Origin of the sequence: Salmonella sp. SAL04196 (assembly GCF_046550835.1) — a bacterium.
Taxonomy (GTDB): Bacteria; Pseudomonadota; Gammaproteobacteria; order Enterobacterales; family Enterobacteriaceae; genus Salmonella; species Salmonella enterica.
On the sequence record NZ_JBGDXE010000010.1, the window covers coordinates 40,888 to 57,173 of the forward strand.

A 16,286-nucleotide genomic window follows, 5' to 3' on the forward strand; every position below is an offset into this window, starting at 1 on the left:
ACGGTCAATGAGCAAGGTGTTAAATTGATCACGTTTTAGACCATTTTTTCGTCGGTATTGGATAAAAATATGCAGGCGAGAAAGGGTAACGGTTATTTTTGACATACGGTTTATCCCGAATGGCGACGGTCAAGTACTGACCTGCACCATGACGGGTAGCAACATCAGGCGATACGTCTTGTACCTCTATATTGAGACTCTGAAACAGAGACTGGATGCCATAAATCAACTGCGTGTGGATCGCGCGCTTGCTGCCATGGGACCCGCTTTTCAGCAGGTTTACAGTCTTCTGCCGACATTATTGCACTATCACCATCCACTGATGCCGGGTTACCTTGATGGTAACGTTCCCAGCGGTATTTGCTTCTACACGCCTGATGAAACCCAACGCCACTATCTGAACGAACTTGAGCTGTACCGCGGTATGACGCCGCAGGACCCGCCGAAGGGCGAGCTGCCGATTACCGGCGTTTACACCATGGGCAGCACCTCCTCGGTCGGGCAGAGCTGCTCGTCCGACCTGGATATCTGGGTGTGCCATCAGTCCTGGCTCGACGGTGAAGAGCGTCAGTTGCTGCAACGTAAGTGTAGCCTGCTGGAAAGCTGGGCCGCCTCGCTTGGCGTTGAGGTGAGCTTCTTCCTGATCGACGAGAACCGTTTCCGCCATAACGAAAGCGGCAGTCTGGGCGGGGAAGACTGTGGTTCTACGCAGCATATCCTGTTGCTTGATGAGTTTTATCGTACCGCTGTGCGCTTGGCCGGGAAGCGTATCCTGTGGAGTATGGTGCCGTGCGACGAAGAAGAGCATTACGACGACTATGTCATGACGCTCTACGCGCAGGGCGTATTAACGCCAAATGAATGGCTGGATCTGGGGGGCTTAAGCTCGCTCTCCGCCGAAGAGTACTTTGGCGCCAGCCTGTGGCAGCTATACAAGAGCATTGACTCGCCGTACAAAGCGGTGCTGAAAACGCTGCTGCTGGAAGCCTACTCATGGGAATATCCCAACCCACGTCTGCTGGCGAAAGATATTAAACAACGTCTGCATGACGGTGAAATCGTATCGTTTGGACTCGATCCCTACTGCATGATGCTGGAACGGGTCACTGAATACCTGACGGCGATTGAAGATCCGACGCGGCTGGATTTAGTCCGCCGCTGCTTTTACCTGAAAGTGTGCGAGAAATTAAGTCGCGAGCGTGCCTGCGTAGGCTGGCGTCGGGAAGTATTAAGCCAGTTAGTCAGCGAGTGGGGATGGGACGACGCGCGTCTGACCATGCTCGATAATCGCGCAAACTGGAAAATCGATCAGGTGCGCGAAGCCCACAACGAATTGCTCGACGCAATGATGCAGAGCTATCGTAATCTGATTCGCTTTGCGCGGCGCAACAACCTCAGCGTGAGCGCCAGCCCGCAGGATATCGGCGTACTGACGCGTAAGCTGTACGCCGCTTTTGAAGCGTTGCCGGGTAAAGTCACGCTGGTGAACCCGCAGATATCGCCGGATCTGTCCGAGCCGAATTTAACCTTTATCCATGTGCCGCCGGGACGCGCCAACCGTTCAGGCTGGTATCTCTACAACCGCGCGCCGAACATGGATTCTATCATCAGCCATCAGCCGCTGGAATATAACCGTTATCTTAATAAGCTGGTCGCGTGGGCGTGGTTCAACGGCCTGCTGACGTCGCGAACGCATCTGTTTATTAAGGGCAACGGTATTGTCGACCTGCCTAAGTTACAGGAGATGGTCGCCGATGTTTCGCACCATTTCCCGCTGCGCTTGCCTGCTCCGACGCCGAAAGCGCTCTACAGCCCCTGTGAAATTCGCCATCTGGCGATTATCGTTAACCTCGAATATGACCCGACGGCGGCGTTTCGCAATAAAGTGGTCCATTTTGACTTCCGTAAGCTGGACGTTTTCAGCTTTGGCGAAGAGCAAAACTGTCTGATAGGCAGTATCGACTTGTTATATCGCAACTCGTGGAATGAAGTGCGTACTCTGCACTTTAACGGCGAGCAGGCGATGATCGAAGCGCTGAAAACGATTCTGGGGAAAATGCACCAGGATGCCGCGCCGCCGGATAGCGTGGAGGTGTTCTGCTACAGTCAGCATCTTCGCGGTCTGATTCGCACCCGCGTGCAGCAACTGGTCTCCGAATGTATCGAGCTACGTCTTTCCAGCACCCGTCAGGAGACCGGTCGATTCAAGGCGCTGCGGGTTTCCGGGCAGACGTGGGGACTATTCTTCGAACGCTTGAATGTCTCGGTGCAGAAGCTGGAGAACGCTATCGAATTCTACGGCGCGATTTCGCATAACAAGCTGCACGGGCTGTCGGTACAGGTGGAAACCAACCAGGTGAAATTGCCGTCAGTGGTGGATGGCTTCGCCAGCGAAGGGATTATCCAGTTCTTCTTTGAAGAAACGGGCGATGAGAAAGGCTTTAATATTTATATTCTGGATGAAAGTAACCGGGCGGAAGTGTATCACCACTGCGAGGGTAGCAAGGAAGAACTGGTGCGCGACGTCAGCCGCTTCTATTCGTCATCGCACGATCGCTTCACGTATGGCTCCAGTTTTATCAACTTTAACCTGCCGCAGTTCTACCAGATAGTGAAAACTGATGGCCGCGAGCAGGTGATCCCATTCCGTACGCAGCCTATCAACACCGTGCCGCCAGCAAACCAGGATCATGACGCGCCGCTATTGCAGCAGTATTTTTCCTGAGGATTTTTGCCCGGTGGCGGCTACGCCTTACCGGGCCTACAGTAAGCCGGATAAGAAAAGCGCATCCGGCAAATAAATCAACGGAAGCTCACCGCTTCACCCGCCTGCTGCGTTGCCGCCTGCTCCAGCAGATCCCAGAAGGTTTCGCCGCTGCGATCGCAAATCCACTCGTCGCCTTTCAGGTCAAAGTGATAGCCGCCCTGTTTGGTCGCCAGCCATACCTGATGCAGCGGCTCCTGACGGTTAATAATGATTTTACTGCCGTTCTCAAAGCTGAGGGTCAGTACGCCGCCGTTGATTTCGCAGTCGATATCGCTGTCGCCGTCCCAGCTATCGAGGCGTTCTTCAATGGTGAGCCACAGGGCGTCAGCCAGGCGATGAAATTCACTGTCGTTCATTGTTTTATCCCGCTATTGAGTGATAGCGCCAGTATAAGGGGAAGCGTCAGCTTCTGGAACCGATACGCCTTAGCGTTGTGAGCGGTAAAGAATAAAACCCAGCGGTAGATAAATGGCGATAAATAGCGCACTGGCAATGAGGATGACGGACGCATTAACCGGGAAATGGTTCAGAGCCGACAGCATTGCTACCATCAGCACGACGCAGCTGCCGCAAAGGAGAAAATGCAACAGGATTAAGGGGGCGCGCGGCTTTGCTTTGATATCCAAAAGAGCGCTAAGCAGACCGAGTACCGCGCTTATCGTCAGAACCCCGGCAGCTTCAACACCGTTTATCGTGCCGTGCATAACGCTTTCAATAATGACGTAAATGCATGAACCGATCCCCACGCCCCGAAGGGCGTTTTTCAAATGTTTATCCAAGCGCGCAAAACGGCTTAGCGGCGTGATTTTTGGCATTCCTGTGCCTGCGTTATGATGATGATGTCTTTATTGTTGGTGTACCTGACGTTCCTATTCAGAGTATGCGTCTTATCCGGGCAGGGGGATGCTGTTCGGTAAAGCTGGCTGCCAATCCACGTATAAACATAGCGGTTGTCATACGCAAAACGCTCGGTGACTTTTAGCGGCCCATTGATGCTAAAGATCTGAATACCCTGACCTTGTTGGCTATCACGCATAAAATAGCCGTGCTCTTTTCCGGCGTTAATTTTCCGGTTCAGGAAGGGGGTTGCGCTATCCAGTTCCAGCGTTTCCAACTGGTCTTCGCCAAAAGGTGAGAGCCTCGCAATGTATAGCCGGTTCTTATATTGCGCGATGCGATCGTTAACCAGATGAAACTGACTCGGGTCAACGTTGGGAATGGTTTGCCAACGACCCCACTCGCCGTCAGGTGACAGAACCTTGCGCCAGCGAACCGCTGTTTTGCCGATGTCAAAGGTACCATCGGTTTTAACATAGGCTGTTTTTACGGAAGGATCGCGCGGGATACCCGTGGCGATAAAAGAGCCATCCTCCATGAGAGCGCCATCTAACTGGGCTATGCGGTAATCCACCCAATAGCCGTATCCTGAGTACGCTGTTTGCCATTTCATGCGTAGAGCTTTGGGATTGGGCGTGGGATAGCGCCACAGTTGAGCGCCATCAAACGCGTAAACATAGCGATCGTCGCGCGCGTACCATTTTTTGTAATGTGGGCTGTCGCCCAGATGCGCTTCTGTCTCGCCCGGAACGTGATAGTCCATCAGAATAAGCGGGCCAGCCGACTCGAATACCTGCAATCCGTCTTCTTCCTTAAAGTCGGATCGCGTTTTAGTGAGTAAATAACCGTGATGCCGCCCGGCATTAAAACGCTTGTCTATCACCAGATTTGGGTTATCCAGCGTGACGACATCCAGTTGGTTTTCGCCGAATTCTGTTTTCCTGATGACATAAAGCCGATCCTGATACTGCGCCACCGCATTACTGAGCGGATGAAATTGTTCCGGGTCAAGGCCGGGGATTTCGGCAAATTTACATCCCGGACCTTTACGCCACAGAACGCGTTTTTCCTGCAGGTTGAACGCATCACAGTGTTTTTCAATTTGCATGTCCCAATCCAGGTTGTTCTGGTTGAGAACGTAACGGTGCAAGCCGTTTTTATCGCGCCAGGTCAATAGAGAACCGGGCATCCAGCGCACCACGGAAAAGGTATCCGGATCGGCATCCAATAGTTCGCCATTGAGCATTATTTTTGTACGCGTGCGGGCCAGCGTATCCCAGGGACCAAAGGGGACAGCGACACACGGATTAAATGTGGCGGAAAATTTACCGCGCTGATCCCAGGGCTTTTGCGCCAGAACGGTGAAACTGTCCGGGTCGCTCAGGCGATGCCCTTCGACATAAAGAAAGCGATCGTCGCGCAGCGTCAAGCCCATCAGGTCTGGTTTCCACTGGCTGCTGAATTCAACTTTGCGCAATGACTGTAAATTAACGCGGTTTTCGCCGCCGTTGTCATCCGTTCGTTTGCCTTCGTAATAGAGACTATTTTTATCAACACCGATTTTGCCAAAGGCGCGAAATGAGGCGACATCTACCGATGGCGTCCCCGGCGGATTACGCATGATTTTTCCACCGTACAGAATAACGCGTCCGTCGCTGTAGTAGGAAAAGTGCGGGAAGATAGCCTGTGCACCGGTATGAACGTGATCGGTCGTCAGGTCGGTGAGCGGTGGTTCCCTGTCCCACTCATCCTGAGTTGCCGGGTTAATCAATGAATTGGGTAACCGACGCAGGTGTTTGAAATTCACCTCCGGCAACGAAAGATTATTCTCCTCTTCTGACTGGAGATAAACCACGCCGCTGCCTTGCCGTTGATAAACATTGTGCGGAGGTTCACTCAGCCGGCATCCCCAGGCGGGAGGCAGCAGAAGTGAAAGCGAAAAAAGGCAAAACAAATTACGATATTGCATAAGGTCATCCGGACGTGGTACGTAAACCTAAAGTGATTAGCAAAGCATGTTTCCTGATGTAAATGCGCAATAATCATGGCAACGCGCCGCTTTTCAGATTTTATAAAGAGCCCCTAAACGCTTGCTTTTACGCCTTCTCCTGCGATGATAGAAAATAGAAAGCATGAACTTACAGGCAATCCATAATGAAAAACGTGTTTAAGACACTCGCTGTACTTCTGACTCTGTTCAGCCTGACGGGCTGCGGTTTGAAAGGGCCGCTTTATTTCCCGCCAGCCGATAAAAATGCGCCGCCGCCGACGAAAAAAGTCGATTCGCAAACGCAGTCCACGATGCCCGATAAGAACGATCGCGCAACGGGAGATGGCCCGTCCCAGGTCAATTACTGAGGATAGTTTTCTGTCCCCGCGTGAACGGAGTGAATGATGCAATTCTCTAAAATGCATGGCCTTGGCAACGATTTTATGGTCGTCGACGCGGTAACGCAGAATGTCTTTTTTTCGCCGGAACTGATTCGTCGGCTATCCGACAGACACCTGGGCGTAGGGTTCGATCAGCTGCTGGTAGTTGAGCCGCCCTATGATCCTGAGCTGGACTTTCATTACCGCATCTTCAACGCCGACGGCAGTGAAGTCTCACAGTGCGGCAATGGCGCGCGCTGTTTCGCGCGATTTGTTCGCCTGAAAGGGCTAACCAATAAACGCGATATTCGGGTCAGTACCGCGAATGGCCGGATGGTACTGAGCGTCACGGAAGATGAACTGGTGCGGGTGAATATGGGGGAGCCAAACTTTGAACCCGCGCAGGTGCCTTTTCGCGCCAACAAAGCGGAAAAGACGTATATTATGCGAGCGGCGGAACAGACCATACTGTGCGGCGTGGTTTCAATGGGCAATCCGCACTGTGTCATCCAGGTTGATAATGTCGACACGGCGGCTGTTGAAACACTGGGGCCGGTTCTGGAAAGCCATGAGCGTTTTCCGGAACGCGCCAACATTGGTTTTATGCAGGTTGTAAGACGTGAGCATATCCGGCTGCGAGTCTATGAACGCGGCGCAGGGGAGACCCGCGCGTGCGGCAGCGGCGCGTGCGCTGCCGTTGCCGTGGGGATTCAGCAGGGGCTGCTGGCTGAAGAAGTACGCGTGGAATTACCGGGCGGTCGGCTGGATATCGCCTGGAAAGGTCCGGGCCATCCGTTATACATGACTGGTCCGGCGGCACATATCTACGACGGATTTATCCATTTATGAAGCAACCAGAGGAAGAACTACAGGAAATGCTCACGGAACTGGACGATCGAGCGGTCGTCGATTACCTGCGCCACCACCCTGAGTTTTTTATCCGTAACGCCCATGCCGTGGAAGCGATGCGTGTTCCACATCCCGTGCGGGGAACGGTTTCGCTCGTTGAGTGGCATATGGCCCGCGCGCGTAATCACATCAATGTGCTTGAAGAAAATATGACGCTGCTGATGGAACAGGCTCATGCCAATGAAAGCCTGTTTTATCGCTTGCTGCATCTGCAAAGCCGTCTGGTCGCCGCGGATAGTCTGGATGAGATGCTGGTGCGGTTTCACCGCTGGGCGCGCGATTTGGGGCTTGCCGGCGCGACGCTGCGTTTGTTCCCGGATCGGTGGCGTCTTGGCGCGCCATCGCGCTATACGCATCTGGCTTTAAACCGTCAGGCCTTTGAGCCGCTGCGTATTCAACGACTGGGACAGTCGCAGCATTATCTTGGCCCGCTAAACGGCCCGGAACTGCTGGTGGTCTTGCCGGAGGCGAAAGCTGTAGGCTCGGTAGCTATGTCGATGATGGGCAGCGATGGCGACCTCGGGGTGATTCTCTTCAGCAGCCGTGACCCGCACCACTATCAGCCTGGGCAGGGGACGCAGCTTTTACAGGAGATCGCGCTGATGCTGCCGGAACTGCTGGAACGCTGGATTAAACGCGTATGACGGATGTCGCGCTTTCTCTGGATGTCTCGCGGTTCCTGCGCTATTTAGGCGTGGAGCGCCAGCTTAGCCCCATTACCCTGCTGAACTACCAGCGTCAGCTTGATGCCATTATCGCTTTAGCCGGAGAAGCCGGGCTGAAAAGCTGGCAACAATGTGACGCTGCGATTGTGCGCAGTTTTGCGGTGCGCAGTCGGCGCAAAGGGCTTGGCCCTGCCAGTCTGGCGCTACGTCTCTCGGCATTGCGAAGCTTTTTTGACTGGTTAGTCAGTCAGGGCGAATTGAAAGCTAACCCGGCGAAGGGCGTCTCCGCACCGAAAGCGCCGCGTCATCTGCCGAAAAATATTGATGTCGACGACGTTAACCGCCTGCTGGACATCGATCTTAACGATCCGCTTGCCGTACGTGATCGGGCGATGCTGGAGGTCATGTACGGCGCGGGACTGCGTTTATCCGAACTGGTTGGCTTGGATATAAAGCACCTCGATCTCGATACCGGCGAAGTGTGGGTAATGGGTAAAGGCAGCAAAGAGCGACGCCTGCCGATTGGCCGTAACGCGGTGACGTGGATTGAGCACTGGCTGGATCTGCGCGGACTGTTCGCCAGCGATGAAGAGGCGTTATTCCTGTCGAAGCTCGGCAAGCGTATCTCCGCGCGCAATGTCCAAAAACGGTTCGCTGAATGGGGCATAAAGCAGGGGCTAAACAGCCACGTGCATCCACATAAGCTGCGCCATTCGTTTGCGACCCATATGCTGGAATCGAGCGGCGATCTGCGCGGCGTGCAAGAGCTGCTGGGTCATGCCAACCTTTCCACCACCCAAATTTATACTCATCTTGATTTTCAACATCTTGCTTCAGTGTACGACGCGGCGCATCCGCGCGCTAAACGGGGGAAATAATGCGTTTTTACCGGCCTTTGGGGCGTATTGCCGCGCTCACCTTTGACCTGGATGATACCCTTTATGATAACCGTCCGGTGATTTTGCGTACTGAGCAGGAAGCGCTCGCTTTTATGCAGAATTATCACCCGTCGCTACGTTCGTTTCAAAACGTCGATTTACAGCGGATACGGCAGGCGGTGCGTGAAGCGGAGCCGGAAATCTATCATGACGTTACCCGCTGGCGCCATCGCGCGATAGAGCAGGCCATGCGGGATGCGGGATTATCGGCGCAGGAGGCCATTGCCGGCGCGAATGCGGCGATGATGCATTTTGCCAAATGGCGCAGCCAGATTGAGGTTCCGCAGGCTACCCATGAGACGTTACAGCAGCTTGCGAAAAAATGGCCGCTGGTGGCGATCACTAACGGCAACGCCCAGCCGGAACTGTTTGGCCTCGGCGATTACTTTAAGTTTGTACTGCGCGCCGGCCCGGATGGACGTTCCAAGCCGTTTAGCGACATGTATTTCCTGGCGGCGGAAAAACTGCATGTGCCGATCGGCGAGATCCTGCATGTCGGCGACGATCTGACTACCGATGTGGCTGGCGCTATTCGCTGTGGGATGCAGGCCTGCTGGATTAAACCTGAAAATGCCGACCTGATGCGGACGCAGGACAGCCGTTTACTGCCGCATATCGAAATTTCGCGGTTGGCATCTCTCACCTCGCTGATATAATCACCAGTAGTTCTGTATAAATTCCCAGTTATTCTGGCGGATGGCGTTATGCTTATCCGCCCTACGATAAGTAGCCCCGGTAAGCGAAGCGCCACCGGGCGTTTTTAGTTTTCATGTTTTTACGCGGCGGTGCCAATGGACGTTTCTTACCTGCTCGACAGCCTTAATGATAAACAGCGCGAAGCGGTGGCCGCGCCACGTAGCAACATGCTGGTGTTGGCGGGCGCGGGAAGCGGGAAAACCCGCGTGCTGGTGCACCGTATCGCCTGGTTACTGAGCGTAGAAAACAACTCGCCATACTCCATCATGGCGGTGACCTTTACCAACAAAGCGGCGGCGGAAATGCGCCATCGTATTGGCCAGTTGATGGGGACCAGCCAGGGCGGAATGTGGGTAGGGACGTTCCACGGTCTGGCGCACCGCCTGCTGCGCGCGCATCATATGGACGCTAATTTGCCGCAGGATTTCCAGATTCTCGACAGCGAAGATCAGATGCGTTTGCTTAAACGCCTGATTAAGGCGATGAATCTTGATGAGAAGCAGTGGCCGCCGCGTCAGGCGATGTGGTACATCAATAGCCAGAAAGACGAAGGGCTACGCCCGCACCATATTCAAAGCTATGGCAACCCGGTGGAGCAGACCTGGCAGAAGGTGTATCAGGCCTATCAGGAAGCGTGCGATCGCGCTGGTCTGGTGGATTTCGCCGAGCTACTGCTGCGCGCTCATGAACTATGGCTGAACAAGCCGCACATCCTGCAACACTATCGCGAGCGGTTTACTAACATCCTGGTGGACGAATTCCAGGATACCAACAACATTCAGTACGCCTGGGTTCGTCTGCTGGCGGGCGATACCGGTAAAGTGATGATTGTCGGCGACGATGACCAGTCGATCTACGGCTGGCGCGGGGCCCAGGTGGAGAACATCCAGCGTTTCCTCAATGATTTCCCCGGTGCGCAGACCATTCGTCTGGAGCAGAATTACCGCTCGACCAGCAACATTCTTAGCGCGGCGAACGCTCTGATTGAGAATAACAATGGGCGTTTGGGTAAAAAGCTGTGGACTGACGGCGTTGATGGCGAACCGATATCGCTGTACTGCGCTTTCAACGAACTGGATGAAGCGCGCTTTGTGGTTAACCGTATCAAAACCTGGCAGGACAACGGCGGCGCGCTTGCGCAATGCGCCATCCTTTATCGCAGCAACGCCCAGTCGCGCGTGCTGGAAGAAGCGTTATTACAGGCCAGTATGCCGTACCGGATTTACGGCGGTATGCGCTTCTTCGAACGCCAGGAGATCAAAGATGCGCTCTCTTATCTGCGTTTGATTGCCAATCGCAACGATGATGCCGCCTTTGAACGCGTGGTGAACACCCCGACGCGCGGCATCGGCGACCGCACGCTGGACGTGGTGCGCCAGACCTCGCGCGATCGCCAGCTAACATTGTGGCAAGCGTGCCGTGAATTGTTACAGGAAAAAGCCCTGGCCGGGCGTGCGGCCAGCGCGCTACAACGCTTTATGGAACTGATCGATGCCCTGGCGCAGGAAACCGCCGACATGCCGCTGCATGTGCAGACTGACCGGGTGATCAAAGATTCCGGCCTGCGCACCATGTATGAGCAAGAAAAAGGCGAGAAAGGCCAGACGCGCATCGAAAACTTAGAGGAACTGGTGACGGCGACGCGGCAGTTCAGCTACAACGACGAAGATGAAGATTTGATGCCGTTGCAGGCCTTCCTCTCTCACGCGGCGCTGGAAGCGGGCGAGGGGCAGGCGGATACCTGGCAGGATGCGGTACAGCTGATGACGTTGCACTCGGCCAAAGGCCTGGAGTTTCCACAGGTGTTTATCGTCGGCATGGAAGAGGGCATGTTCCCCAGCCAGATGTCGCTGGATGAGGGCGGGCGTTTGGAAGAGGAGCGTCGTCTGGCCTACGTCGGCGTTACCCGTGCCATGCAGAAGCTGACACTAACCTATGCCGAAACTCGCCGTCTGTACGGTAAAGAGGTCTACCATCGCCCGTCGCGTTTTATCGGCGAACTGCCGGAGGAGTGCGTGGAAGAGGTCCGTCTGCGCGCCACCGTCAGTCGTCCGGTGAGCCATCAACGAATGGGAACGCCGCTGGCGGAAAACGACACAGGCTACAAACTCGGCCAACGCGTGCGCCATGCGAAGTTCGGCGAGGGAACTATTGTCAACCTGGAGGGCAGCGGCGAGCATAGCCGGTTGCAGGTGGCTTTTCAGGGGCAAGGGATCAAATGGCTGGTTGCCGCGTATGCGAAGCTGGAAACGGTTTGACCGGCTCTCATATTGCCGGATGGCACCTCTTATCCGGCCTACGCACTGGCTAACATTTTGATTTGTAGGCCGGATAAGGCGAAGCCGCCATCCGGCGATATAGTGATGTTAATATTCTGAAATCATAGATAAATACTCTCACTCTGCTAACCTTTCTGCATAAGGGGAAATTATTGCTTTTTCGCGTTTCGTTGCGTGTTGACGGCAAATTTTTGCTGGCGTAACATGCGCCCACGATTACGCTAAGAGGACATTCGCCTTGGACACACCCAGTAGATACTGGCTCATTATCCTGTTATCCAGGATCAACTCCTAAGGCTATCCCTTTTTGCTGATAGCCTTAGCGGTTGTCAGCGACCTTTCATTTTTTCCCGTCGCGTTGAGTCAGGCTGTTTAATGGTCTGAAACCCAATTTGTTTCTGTGTGCCCATCTGAACTGTCCGATATTTTTACGCATTGGGAGTCCCGGTCATGCTGAGCGCATTTCAACTGGAAAAAAACCGACTGACCCGGCTGGAAGTCGAGGAGTCACAAAGCCTGATTGATGCCGTATGGGTTGATTTGGTCGAACCGGACGACGACGAGCGATTGCGCGTACAATCTGAGCTGGGCCAGAGTCTGGCGACGCGTCCTGAACTGGAAGATATCGAAGCATCCGCGCGCTTCTTTGAAGACGAAGACGGATTACATATCCACTCCTTCTTCTTCTTCGAAGATGCGGAAGATCATGCCGGTAACTCTACGGTGGCATTCACTATTCGCGATGGCCGTCTGTTTACGCTGCGTGAACGCGAACTGCCCGCCTTCCGTCTGTATCGTATGCGCGCCCGCAGCCAGGCGATGGTCGACGGTAATGCATACGAATTACTGCTCGATCTGTTCGAAACCAAAATTGAACAGTTAGCGGATGAAATCGAAAACATCTACAGCGATCTGGAAAAACTGAGCCGCGTCATTATGGAAGGGCATCAGGGCGATGAATACGACGAAGCGCTCTCCACGCTGGCGGAACTGGAAGATATCGGCTGGAAGGTACGCCTGTGTCTGATGGATACCCAGCGCGCGCTGAACTTCCTGGTGCGCAAGGCGCGCTTACCGGGCGGGCAGCTGGAGCAGGCGCGTGAGATCCTGCGCGATATCGAATCTCTGCTGCCGCACAATGAATCGCTGTTCCAGAAGGTGAACTTTCTGATGCAGGCGGCGATGGGTTTTATCAACATCGAGCAGAACCGCATTATCAAAATCTTCTCGGTGGTTTCCGTGGTGTTCCTGCCGCCGACGCTGGTCGCTTCCAGCTATGGGATGAACTTCGAGTTTATGCCGGAACTGAAGTGGAGCTTTGGTTATCCAGGCGCGATTATCTTTATGATTCTGGCGGGGCTTGCGCCGTATTTGTACTTTAAGCGCAAGAACTGGCTGTAAAATCAACGGACTGGCGATTTAACCGCCAGTCCGTTGGAAGTTCGTCATCATGAGGAAAGTTCTTGTTTTGAAGAAGCGATGAAAGATAGCAGTAGTGTTGTGAGTATTACCCAGGCAATATTGAGTTGTATACCAATATTATCGCAATCAGCCCCATTGAGTGCGACACTGACTGTACAGAAGACATTTACACCTATAGACAATGCGATGAAATAAAGTGCCCTGCAACCTGAATCTCTGATTCTCTTCGCGCCAATATTAATATGGATATAGGTATTGACAATAATAAATATTAAATCAAGATATTGGTTTTTAGGCATTATAGTAAATAATATTATCCATGATGATAATGTATAAATAACAAACTTTGCTCGCTTTAATGTATCCTTGGGGGAAGGCTGAAAAATATCTTTAATAATCCTAATCATATTATTTTTTCCATATTGATAACCAACTTCAGGTCTCACATGTAAATATATCACACTGAATTTTCTAATGACAGTAATGGTAAATAATGGCATGATAATTACGTTGCACAGCAATAGATAATAATTAAATATATTATCTGGTAATTAACAATTTCAATGAATGGATTTCATAAAATGCAACAGAAAAATTTCTGGCAAGTTTATTTTGGTAAAGACCCTTTTTCTAAAGCCGAATTCATTAAAGCCTGGATTGGATGGTGGGTGATTGCTATTGTCCTGCTCGTTGTACTGTCGATTTGTACTTCATTAAATTTGAGGGGGATTGGAATAGCGTTGGGATTCGGCTTTTGCCAGATCCATGCCCGTTATTTAACGTTTGTTGGTTGGAATAAGTTTATTGGTGTGTTGGGCGTGTTTCCAGTAACAAATATTATATTATTTATTGTATTGCTATTTACTAAAAAGAAATAACATAAAATGGCAGCCAGATAATAGCTGCCATTTTATTATTTAATGCTTACGCCGTTGCGTATAAATCGCATCCATCACGAAAATCGCCAGCGCGACCCAGATAAACGCAAATGTCACCATCTTATCCGCGCCCGGCACTTCGCCATAAAACGTCACCGCCAGTAAAAACATCAGCGTTGGGCCGATATACTGAAAGAAGCCCAGTGTAGAAAGACGCAGACGCGTAGCCGCTCCGGTGAAGCACAGCAGCGGAATCGTAGTGACCACACCCGCCGCCATTAACAGCAAGTTCAACGATAGTGCGTTTTGCCCCATATGGCTGGTAGGGCTATCGGCGATGCCAAACAGATAAATTGCCGCGACCGGCAACAGCCATAGCGTTTCGACCAGCATACCCGTCTGCGCTTCAACGGCGATCTTCTTACGCACCAGGCCGTAAAACGCAAAACTAAACGCCAGCCCCAGCGCGATAATCGGCAGCGAGCCAAAGGTCCAGAGTTGCACCAGCACGCCGCACACCGCCAGAATCACCGCCAGCCACTGCATTCGACGGAAGCGTTCGCCAAGAAAAATCATCCCCAGCAAGATGTTAACCAGCGGATTAATGAAATAACCCAGACTGGCCTCCAGCATATGGTGATTATTTACCGCCCAAATGAACAATAGCCAGTTACCGCCGACCAGTACGGCGGACAGGGCCAGCAGAAAAATCTTCTTTGGCGTTTTCAGTAAGCGCTTAACCTGTCGCCACTGCCGGCTGACGCTAAGCAGCGCCACCATAAAGAAAAATGACCAAATCACGCGGTGCGTCAGGATCTCATCTGCGGGAACGTAATAGATCAGCTTGAAATACGCGGGGGCGATCCCCCAAATAAAATAGGCGGCAAGAGCGAGTAATACGCCCTGCCGTGTTTGTTTTGCGTCCATCCGGAAAACTCGTATCTGAAGTGTAACAACAGTTTACCTGCTTTTATCCCACCATATAAGTAGCGGTGGCGCTGGCGATGTACAGCTGATCTTCATTGTGTAATTCCACGCGGGCGACGGCCACTTTATTCCCTGCACGCAGCAGGCTACTGGTGGCCGTAAAGCGGTTGCCTCTGCCCGGACGCAGGTAATCGACGCGCAGGTCAATCGTTCCCATCCGCGACAGGCGCTGGCGTAGTTCATCTTCGCTGATGGTTTCGTGGCGAGTTAGCGTGCTGCCGACGCATACCAGTCCGGCGGCGACATCCAGCGCAGAGGCGATCACGCCGCCGTGTAAAATGCTTTGCGCCCAGTTGCCGACCATCATCGGCTGGTTGTTAAAGGCCAGTTGGGCGAACGCTTTTTCATAGCGTTCCAGCTCCAGCCCTAACGCCCGATTAAACGGCATGTGGTAGACAAACATTTCACCCACTAATTTCAGAGCTTGTTCAGCGGTAAGTACAGCGGACATAGATTCCTGACACTCCATTGGTTAATGAAATGTTGATATTATGCTTCTTAATTGTTGTTTTCTACTTTAAGAAGGGATAACTAACGGCTATGTGTGTAAATATGTAAAAATGGTTGGCAGAGAATGATTCAAGCTGAAAATACTTCGTCAGGAGAACGTCAAGAATGCGGGCGATTTTGAGAGGGTTGTTGCCAGCCACGCTACTGCCATTAGCGGCATATGCACAAGAAGCTACGATAAAAGAGGTTCATGATGCGCCTGCAGTACGGGGAAGTATCATCGCTAACATGCTACAGGAGCATGATAACCCTTTTACGCTTTACCCTTATGACACGAACTACTTGATCTACACGAACACCAGCGATCTGAACAAAGAGGCCATAAGTACCTACAACTGGTCTGAAAACGCACGTAAAGATGAAGTGAAATTTCAGTTGAGCCTGGCGTTTCCGCTGTGGCGCGGAATACTGGGGCCGAACTCGGTACTGGGTGCTTCCTATACGCAGAAATCCTGGTGGCAGCTTTCCAACAGTAAAGAGTCTTCGCCGTTTCGCGAAACCAACTACGAACCGCAGCTTTTTCTTGGTTTTGCTACCGATTATCGCTTTGCCGGCTGGACGTTGCGCGACGTAGAGATGGGCTACAACCATGACTCTAACGGACGTTCGGACCCCACCTCGCGTAGCTGGAACCGTCTGTATACCCGTCTGATGGCCGAAAACGGTAACTGGCTGGTAGAGGTCAAACCGTGGTACGTGATTGGCAGTACCGACGATAATCCGGACATCACCAAATATATGGGTTATTACCAGCTTAAAATCGGTTATCACCTGGGCGAGGCGGTATTAAGCGCCAAAGGCCAGTACAACTGGAATACAGGCTACGGCGGCGCGGAAGTTGGATTAAGCTATCCGGTCACTAAACATGTCCGGCTTTATACCCAGGTGTACAGCGGCTATGGCGAATCGCTGATCGACTATAATTTTAATCAGACACGTGTCGGCGTCGGCGTGATGCTTAACGATATCTTCTGATTGGATTGTGTTTTAAACATTGCAGTTTCTCTCGCAGGCGCTGAAAATAGCGC

17 protein-coding genes are annotated in these 16,286 nt (G+C 52.6%); 11 read left to right on the plus strand and 6 right to left on the minus strand.

Features of this window, described 5'->3' with window-relative positions; translation table 11 throughout:
- The first annotated feature begins 178 nt into the window (after nt 1–178).
- Nucleotides 179–2,725, plus strand: a complete 2,547-nt coding sequence (cyaA, locus tag ACLJPE_RS21685) for a class I adenylate cyclase (protein ID WP_000281719.1) — start codon at nt 179–181, stop codon at nt 2,723–2,725.
- A 77-nt stretch (nt 2,726–2,802) separates the two neighbouring features.
- On the opposite strand, the gene cyaY is transcribed toward cyaA, so the two are convergent.
- The 3 genes from cyaY to ACLJPE_RS21700 all read right to left on the minus strand — a co-directional run bounded on the left by cyaY (nt 2,803) and on the right by ACLJPE_RS21700 (nt 5,573).
- Nucleotides 2,803–3,123 (minus strand): iron donor protein CyaY, encoded by a 321-nt coding sequence (cyaY, locus tag ACLJPE_RS21690; RefSeq protein WP_000999926.1) that lies wholly within the window; start codon nt 3,121–3,123, stop codon nt 2,803–2,805.
- A 69-nt stretch (nt 3,124–3,192) separates the two neighbouring features.
- Nucleotides 3,193–3,582, minus strand: coding sequence for a DUF3021 family protein (locus ACLJPE_RS21695; protein ID WP_001528941.1), 390 nt, complete (start codon nt 3,580–3,582; stop codon nt 3,193–3,195).
- Nucleotides 3,561–5,573, minus strand: coding sequence for a hypothetical protein (locus ACLJPE_RS21700; RefSeq protein ID WP_031602114.1), 2,013 nt, complete (start codon nt 5,571–5,573; stop codon nt 3,561–3,563). The genes ACLJPE_RS21695 and ACLJPE_RS21700 overlap by 22 nt, the downstream gene beginning before the upstream one ends.
- Before the next feature lie 185 nt (nt 5,574–5,758).
- Between ACLJPE_RS21700 and lptM the strand changes: the two genes are divergently transcribed.
- The 8 genes from lptM (at nt 5,759) to corA (ending at nt 12,862) form a co-directional block, all read left to right on the plus strand.
- The gene (gene lptM / locus ACLJPE_RS21705; RefSeq protein ID WP_000799903.1) at nt 5,759–5,962 is read left to right on the plus strand and encodes an LPS translocon maturation chaperone LptM; all 204 of its coding nucleotides are present in this window, start codon (nt 5,759–5,761) and stop codon (nt 5,960–5,962) included.
- Nucleotides 5,963–5,998: 36 nt separating this feature from the next.
- The gene (dapF, locus tag ACLJPE_RS21710; protein WP_001160671.1) at nt 5,999–6,823 is read left to right on the plus strand and encodes a diaminopimelate epimerase; all 825 of its coding nucleotides are present in this window, start codon (nt 5,999–6,001) and stop codon (nt 6,821–6,823) included.
- The gene (locus ACLJPE_RS21715) at nt 6,820–7,527 is read left to right on the plus strand and encodes a DUF484 domain-containing protein (protein WP_039514524.1); all 708 of its coding nucleotides are present in this window, start codon (nt 6,820–6,822) and stop codon (nt 7,525–7,527) included. Before dapF ends, ACLJPE_RS21715 begins: the two co-directional genes overlap by 4 nt.
- Nucleotides 7,524–8,426, plus strand: a complete 903-nt coding sequence (gene xerC / locus ACLJPE_RS21720) for a tyrosine recombinase XerC (protein ID WP_031602147.1) — start codon at nt 7,524–7,526, stop codon at nt 8,424–8,426. The genes ACLJPE_RS21715 and xerC overlap by 4 nt, the downstream gene beginning before the upstream one ends.
- On the plus strand, nt 8,426–9,142 hold the full coding sequence (gene yigB / locus ACLJPE_RS21725; protein WP_001213560.1) for a 5-amino-6-(5-phospho-D-ribitylamino)uracil phosphatase YigB: 717 nt from the start codon (nt 8,426–8,428) through the stop codon (nt 9,140–9,142). Before xerC ends, yigB begins: the two co-directional genes overlap by 1 nt.
- Before the next feature lie 135 nt (nt 9,143–9,277).
- The gene (gene uvrD / locus ACLJPE_RS21730; RefSeq protein WP_000383436.1) at nt 9,278–11,440 is read left to right on the plus strand and encodes a DNA helicase II; all 2,163 of its coding nucleotides are present in this window, start codon (nt 9,278–9,280) and stop codon (nt 11,438–11,440) included.
- 259 nt (nt 11,441–11,699) lie between these two features.
- Nucleotides 11,700–11,756 carry a YsgD/CorL family protein gene (gene ysgD, locus ACLJPE_RS21735; RefSeq protein ID WP_213083418.1) on the plus strand — a complete coding sequence of 19 codons (57 nt, stop codon included), beginning with the start codon at nt 11,700–11,702 and terminating at the stop codon, nt 11,754–11,756.
- A 155-nt stretch (nt 11,757–11,911) separates the two neighbouring features.
- The gene (gene corA / locus ACLJPE_RS21740; RefSeq protein ID WP_000947139.1) at nt 11,912–12,862 is read left to right on the plus strand and encodes a magnesium/cobalt transporter CorA; all 951 of its coding nucleotides are present in this window, start codon (nt 11,912–11,914) and stop codon (nt 12,860–12,862) included.
- A 47-nt stretch (nt 12,863–12,909) separates the two neighbouring features.
- Here the strand turns inward: corA and ACLJPE_RS21745 are convergent, their stop codons facing one another.
- Entirely contained in the window at nt 12,910–13,290 is a 381-nt protein-coding gene (locus tag ACLJPE_RS21745) for a hypothetical protein (protein ID WP_000619299.1), read from the minus strand.
- 174 nt (nt 13,291–13,464) lie between these two features.
- Between ACLJPE_RS21745 and ACLJPE_RS21750 the strand changes: the two genes are divergently transcribed.
- Nucleotides 13,465–13,761, plus strand: a complete 297-nt coding sequence (locus ACLJPE_RS21750) for a hypothetical protein (RefSeq protein WP_031602145.1) — start codon at nt 13,465–13,467, stop codon at nt 13,759–13,761.
- A 39-nt stretch (nt 13,762–13,800) separates the two neighbouring features.
- Here the strand turns inward: ACLJPE_RS21750 and rarD are convergent, their stop codons facing one another.
- Nucleotides 13,801–14,688 carry an EamA family transporter RarD gene (gene rarD / locus ACLJPE_RS21755; protein ID WP_000339081.1) on the minus strand — a complete coding sequence of 296 codons (888 nt, stop codon included), beginning with the start codon at nt 14,686–14,688 and terminating at the stop codon, nt 13,801–13,803.
- A gap of 43 nt (nt 14,689–14,731) precedes the next feature.
- Nucleotides 14,732–15,199 carry an acyl-CoA thioesterase YigI gene (gene yigI / locus ACLJPE_RS21760; RefSeq protein ID WP_001277136.1) on the minus strand — a complete coding sequence of 156 codons (468 nt, stop codon included), beginning with the start codon at nt 15,197–15,199 and terminating at the stop codon, nt 14,732–14,734.
- A gap of 164 nt (nt 15,200–15,363) precedes the next feature.
- Here yigI and pldA point away from each other — a divergent pair, with 164 nt between their 5' ends.
- Nucleotides 15,364–16,233, plus strand: coding sequence for a phospholipase A (gene pldA / locus ACLJPE_RS21765; protein ID WP_001201692.1), 870 nt, complete (start codon nt 15,364–15,366; stop codon nt 16,231–16,233).
- Nucleotides 16,234–16,286: the final 53 nt, after the last annotated feature.

Excerpts from the sequence above, each read along its gene's own strand:
- cyaY (WP_000999926.1), bottom strand. The coding sequence starts at position 3,123 with ATGAACGACAGTGAATTTCATCGCCTGGCTGACGCCCTGTGGCTCACC.
- corA (WP_000947139.1), top strand. The coding sequence starts at position 11,912 with ATGCTGAGCGCATTTCAACTGGAAAAAAACCGACTGACCCGGCTGGAA.
- dapF (WP_001160671.1), top strand. The coding sequence starts at position 5,999 with ATGCAATTCTCTAAAATGCATGGCCTTGGCAACGATTTTATGGTCGTC.
- uvrD (WP_000383436.1), top strand. The coding sequence starts at position 9,278 with ATGGACGTTTCTTACCTGCTCGACAGCCTTAATGATAAACAGCGCGAA.
- ACLJPE_RS21715 (WP_039514524.1), top strand. The coding sequence starts at position 6,820 with ATGAAGCAACCAGAGGAAGAACTACAGGAAATGCTCACGGAACTGGAC.
- ACLJPE_RS21750 (WP_031602145.1), top strand. The coding sequence starts at position 13,465 with ATGCAACAGAAAAATTTCTGGCAAGTTTATTTTGGTAAAGACCCTTTT.
- yigI (WP_001277136.1), bottom strand. The coding sequence starts at position 15,199 with ATGTCCGCTGTACTTACCGCTGAACAAGCTCTGAAATTAGTGGGTGAA.
- lptM (WP_000799903.1), top strand. The coding sequence starts at position 5,759 with ATGAAAAACGTGTTTAAGACACTCGCTGTACTTCTGACTCTGTTCAGC.
- ACLJPE_RS21695 (WP_001528941.1), bottom strand. The coding sequence starts at position 3,582 with ATGCCAAAAATCACGCCGCTAAGCCGTTTTGCGCGCTTGGATAAACAT.
- pldA (WP_001201692.1), top strand. The coding sequence starts at position 15,364 with ATGCGGGCGATTTTGAGAGGGTTGTTGCCAGCCACGCTACTGCCATTA.
- ACLJPE_RS21700 (WP_031602114.1), bottom strand. The coding sequence starts at position 5,573 with ATGCAATATCGTAATTTGTTTTGCCTTTTTTCGCTTTCACTTCTGCTG.
- xerC (WP_031602147.1), top strand. The coding sequence starts at position 7,524 with ATGACGGATGTCGCGCTTTCTCTGGATGTCTCGCGGTTCCTGCGCTAT.
- ACLJPE_RS21745 (WP_000619299.1), bottom strand. The coding sequence starts at position 13,290 with ATGATTAGGATTATTAAAGATATTTTTCAGCCTTCCCCCAAGGATACA.
- rarD (WP_000339081.1), bottom strand. The coding sequence starts at position 14,688 with ATGGACGCAAAACAAACACGGCAGGGCGTATTACTCGCTCTTGCCGCC.
- yigB (WP_001213560.1), top strand. The coding sequence starts at position 8,426 with ATGCGTTTTTACCGGCCTTTGGGGCGTATTGCCGCGCTCACCTTTGAC.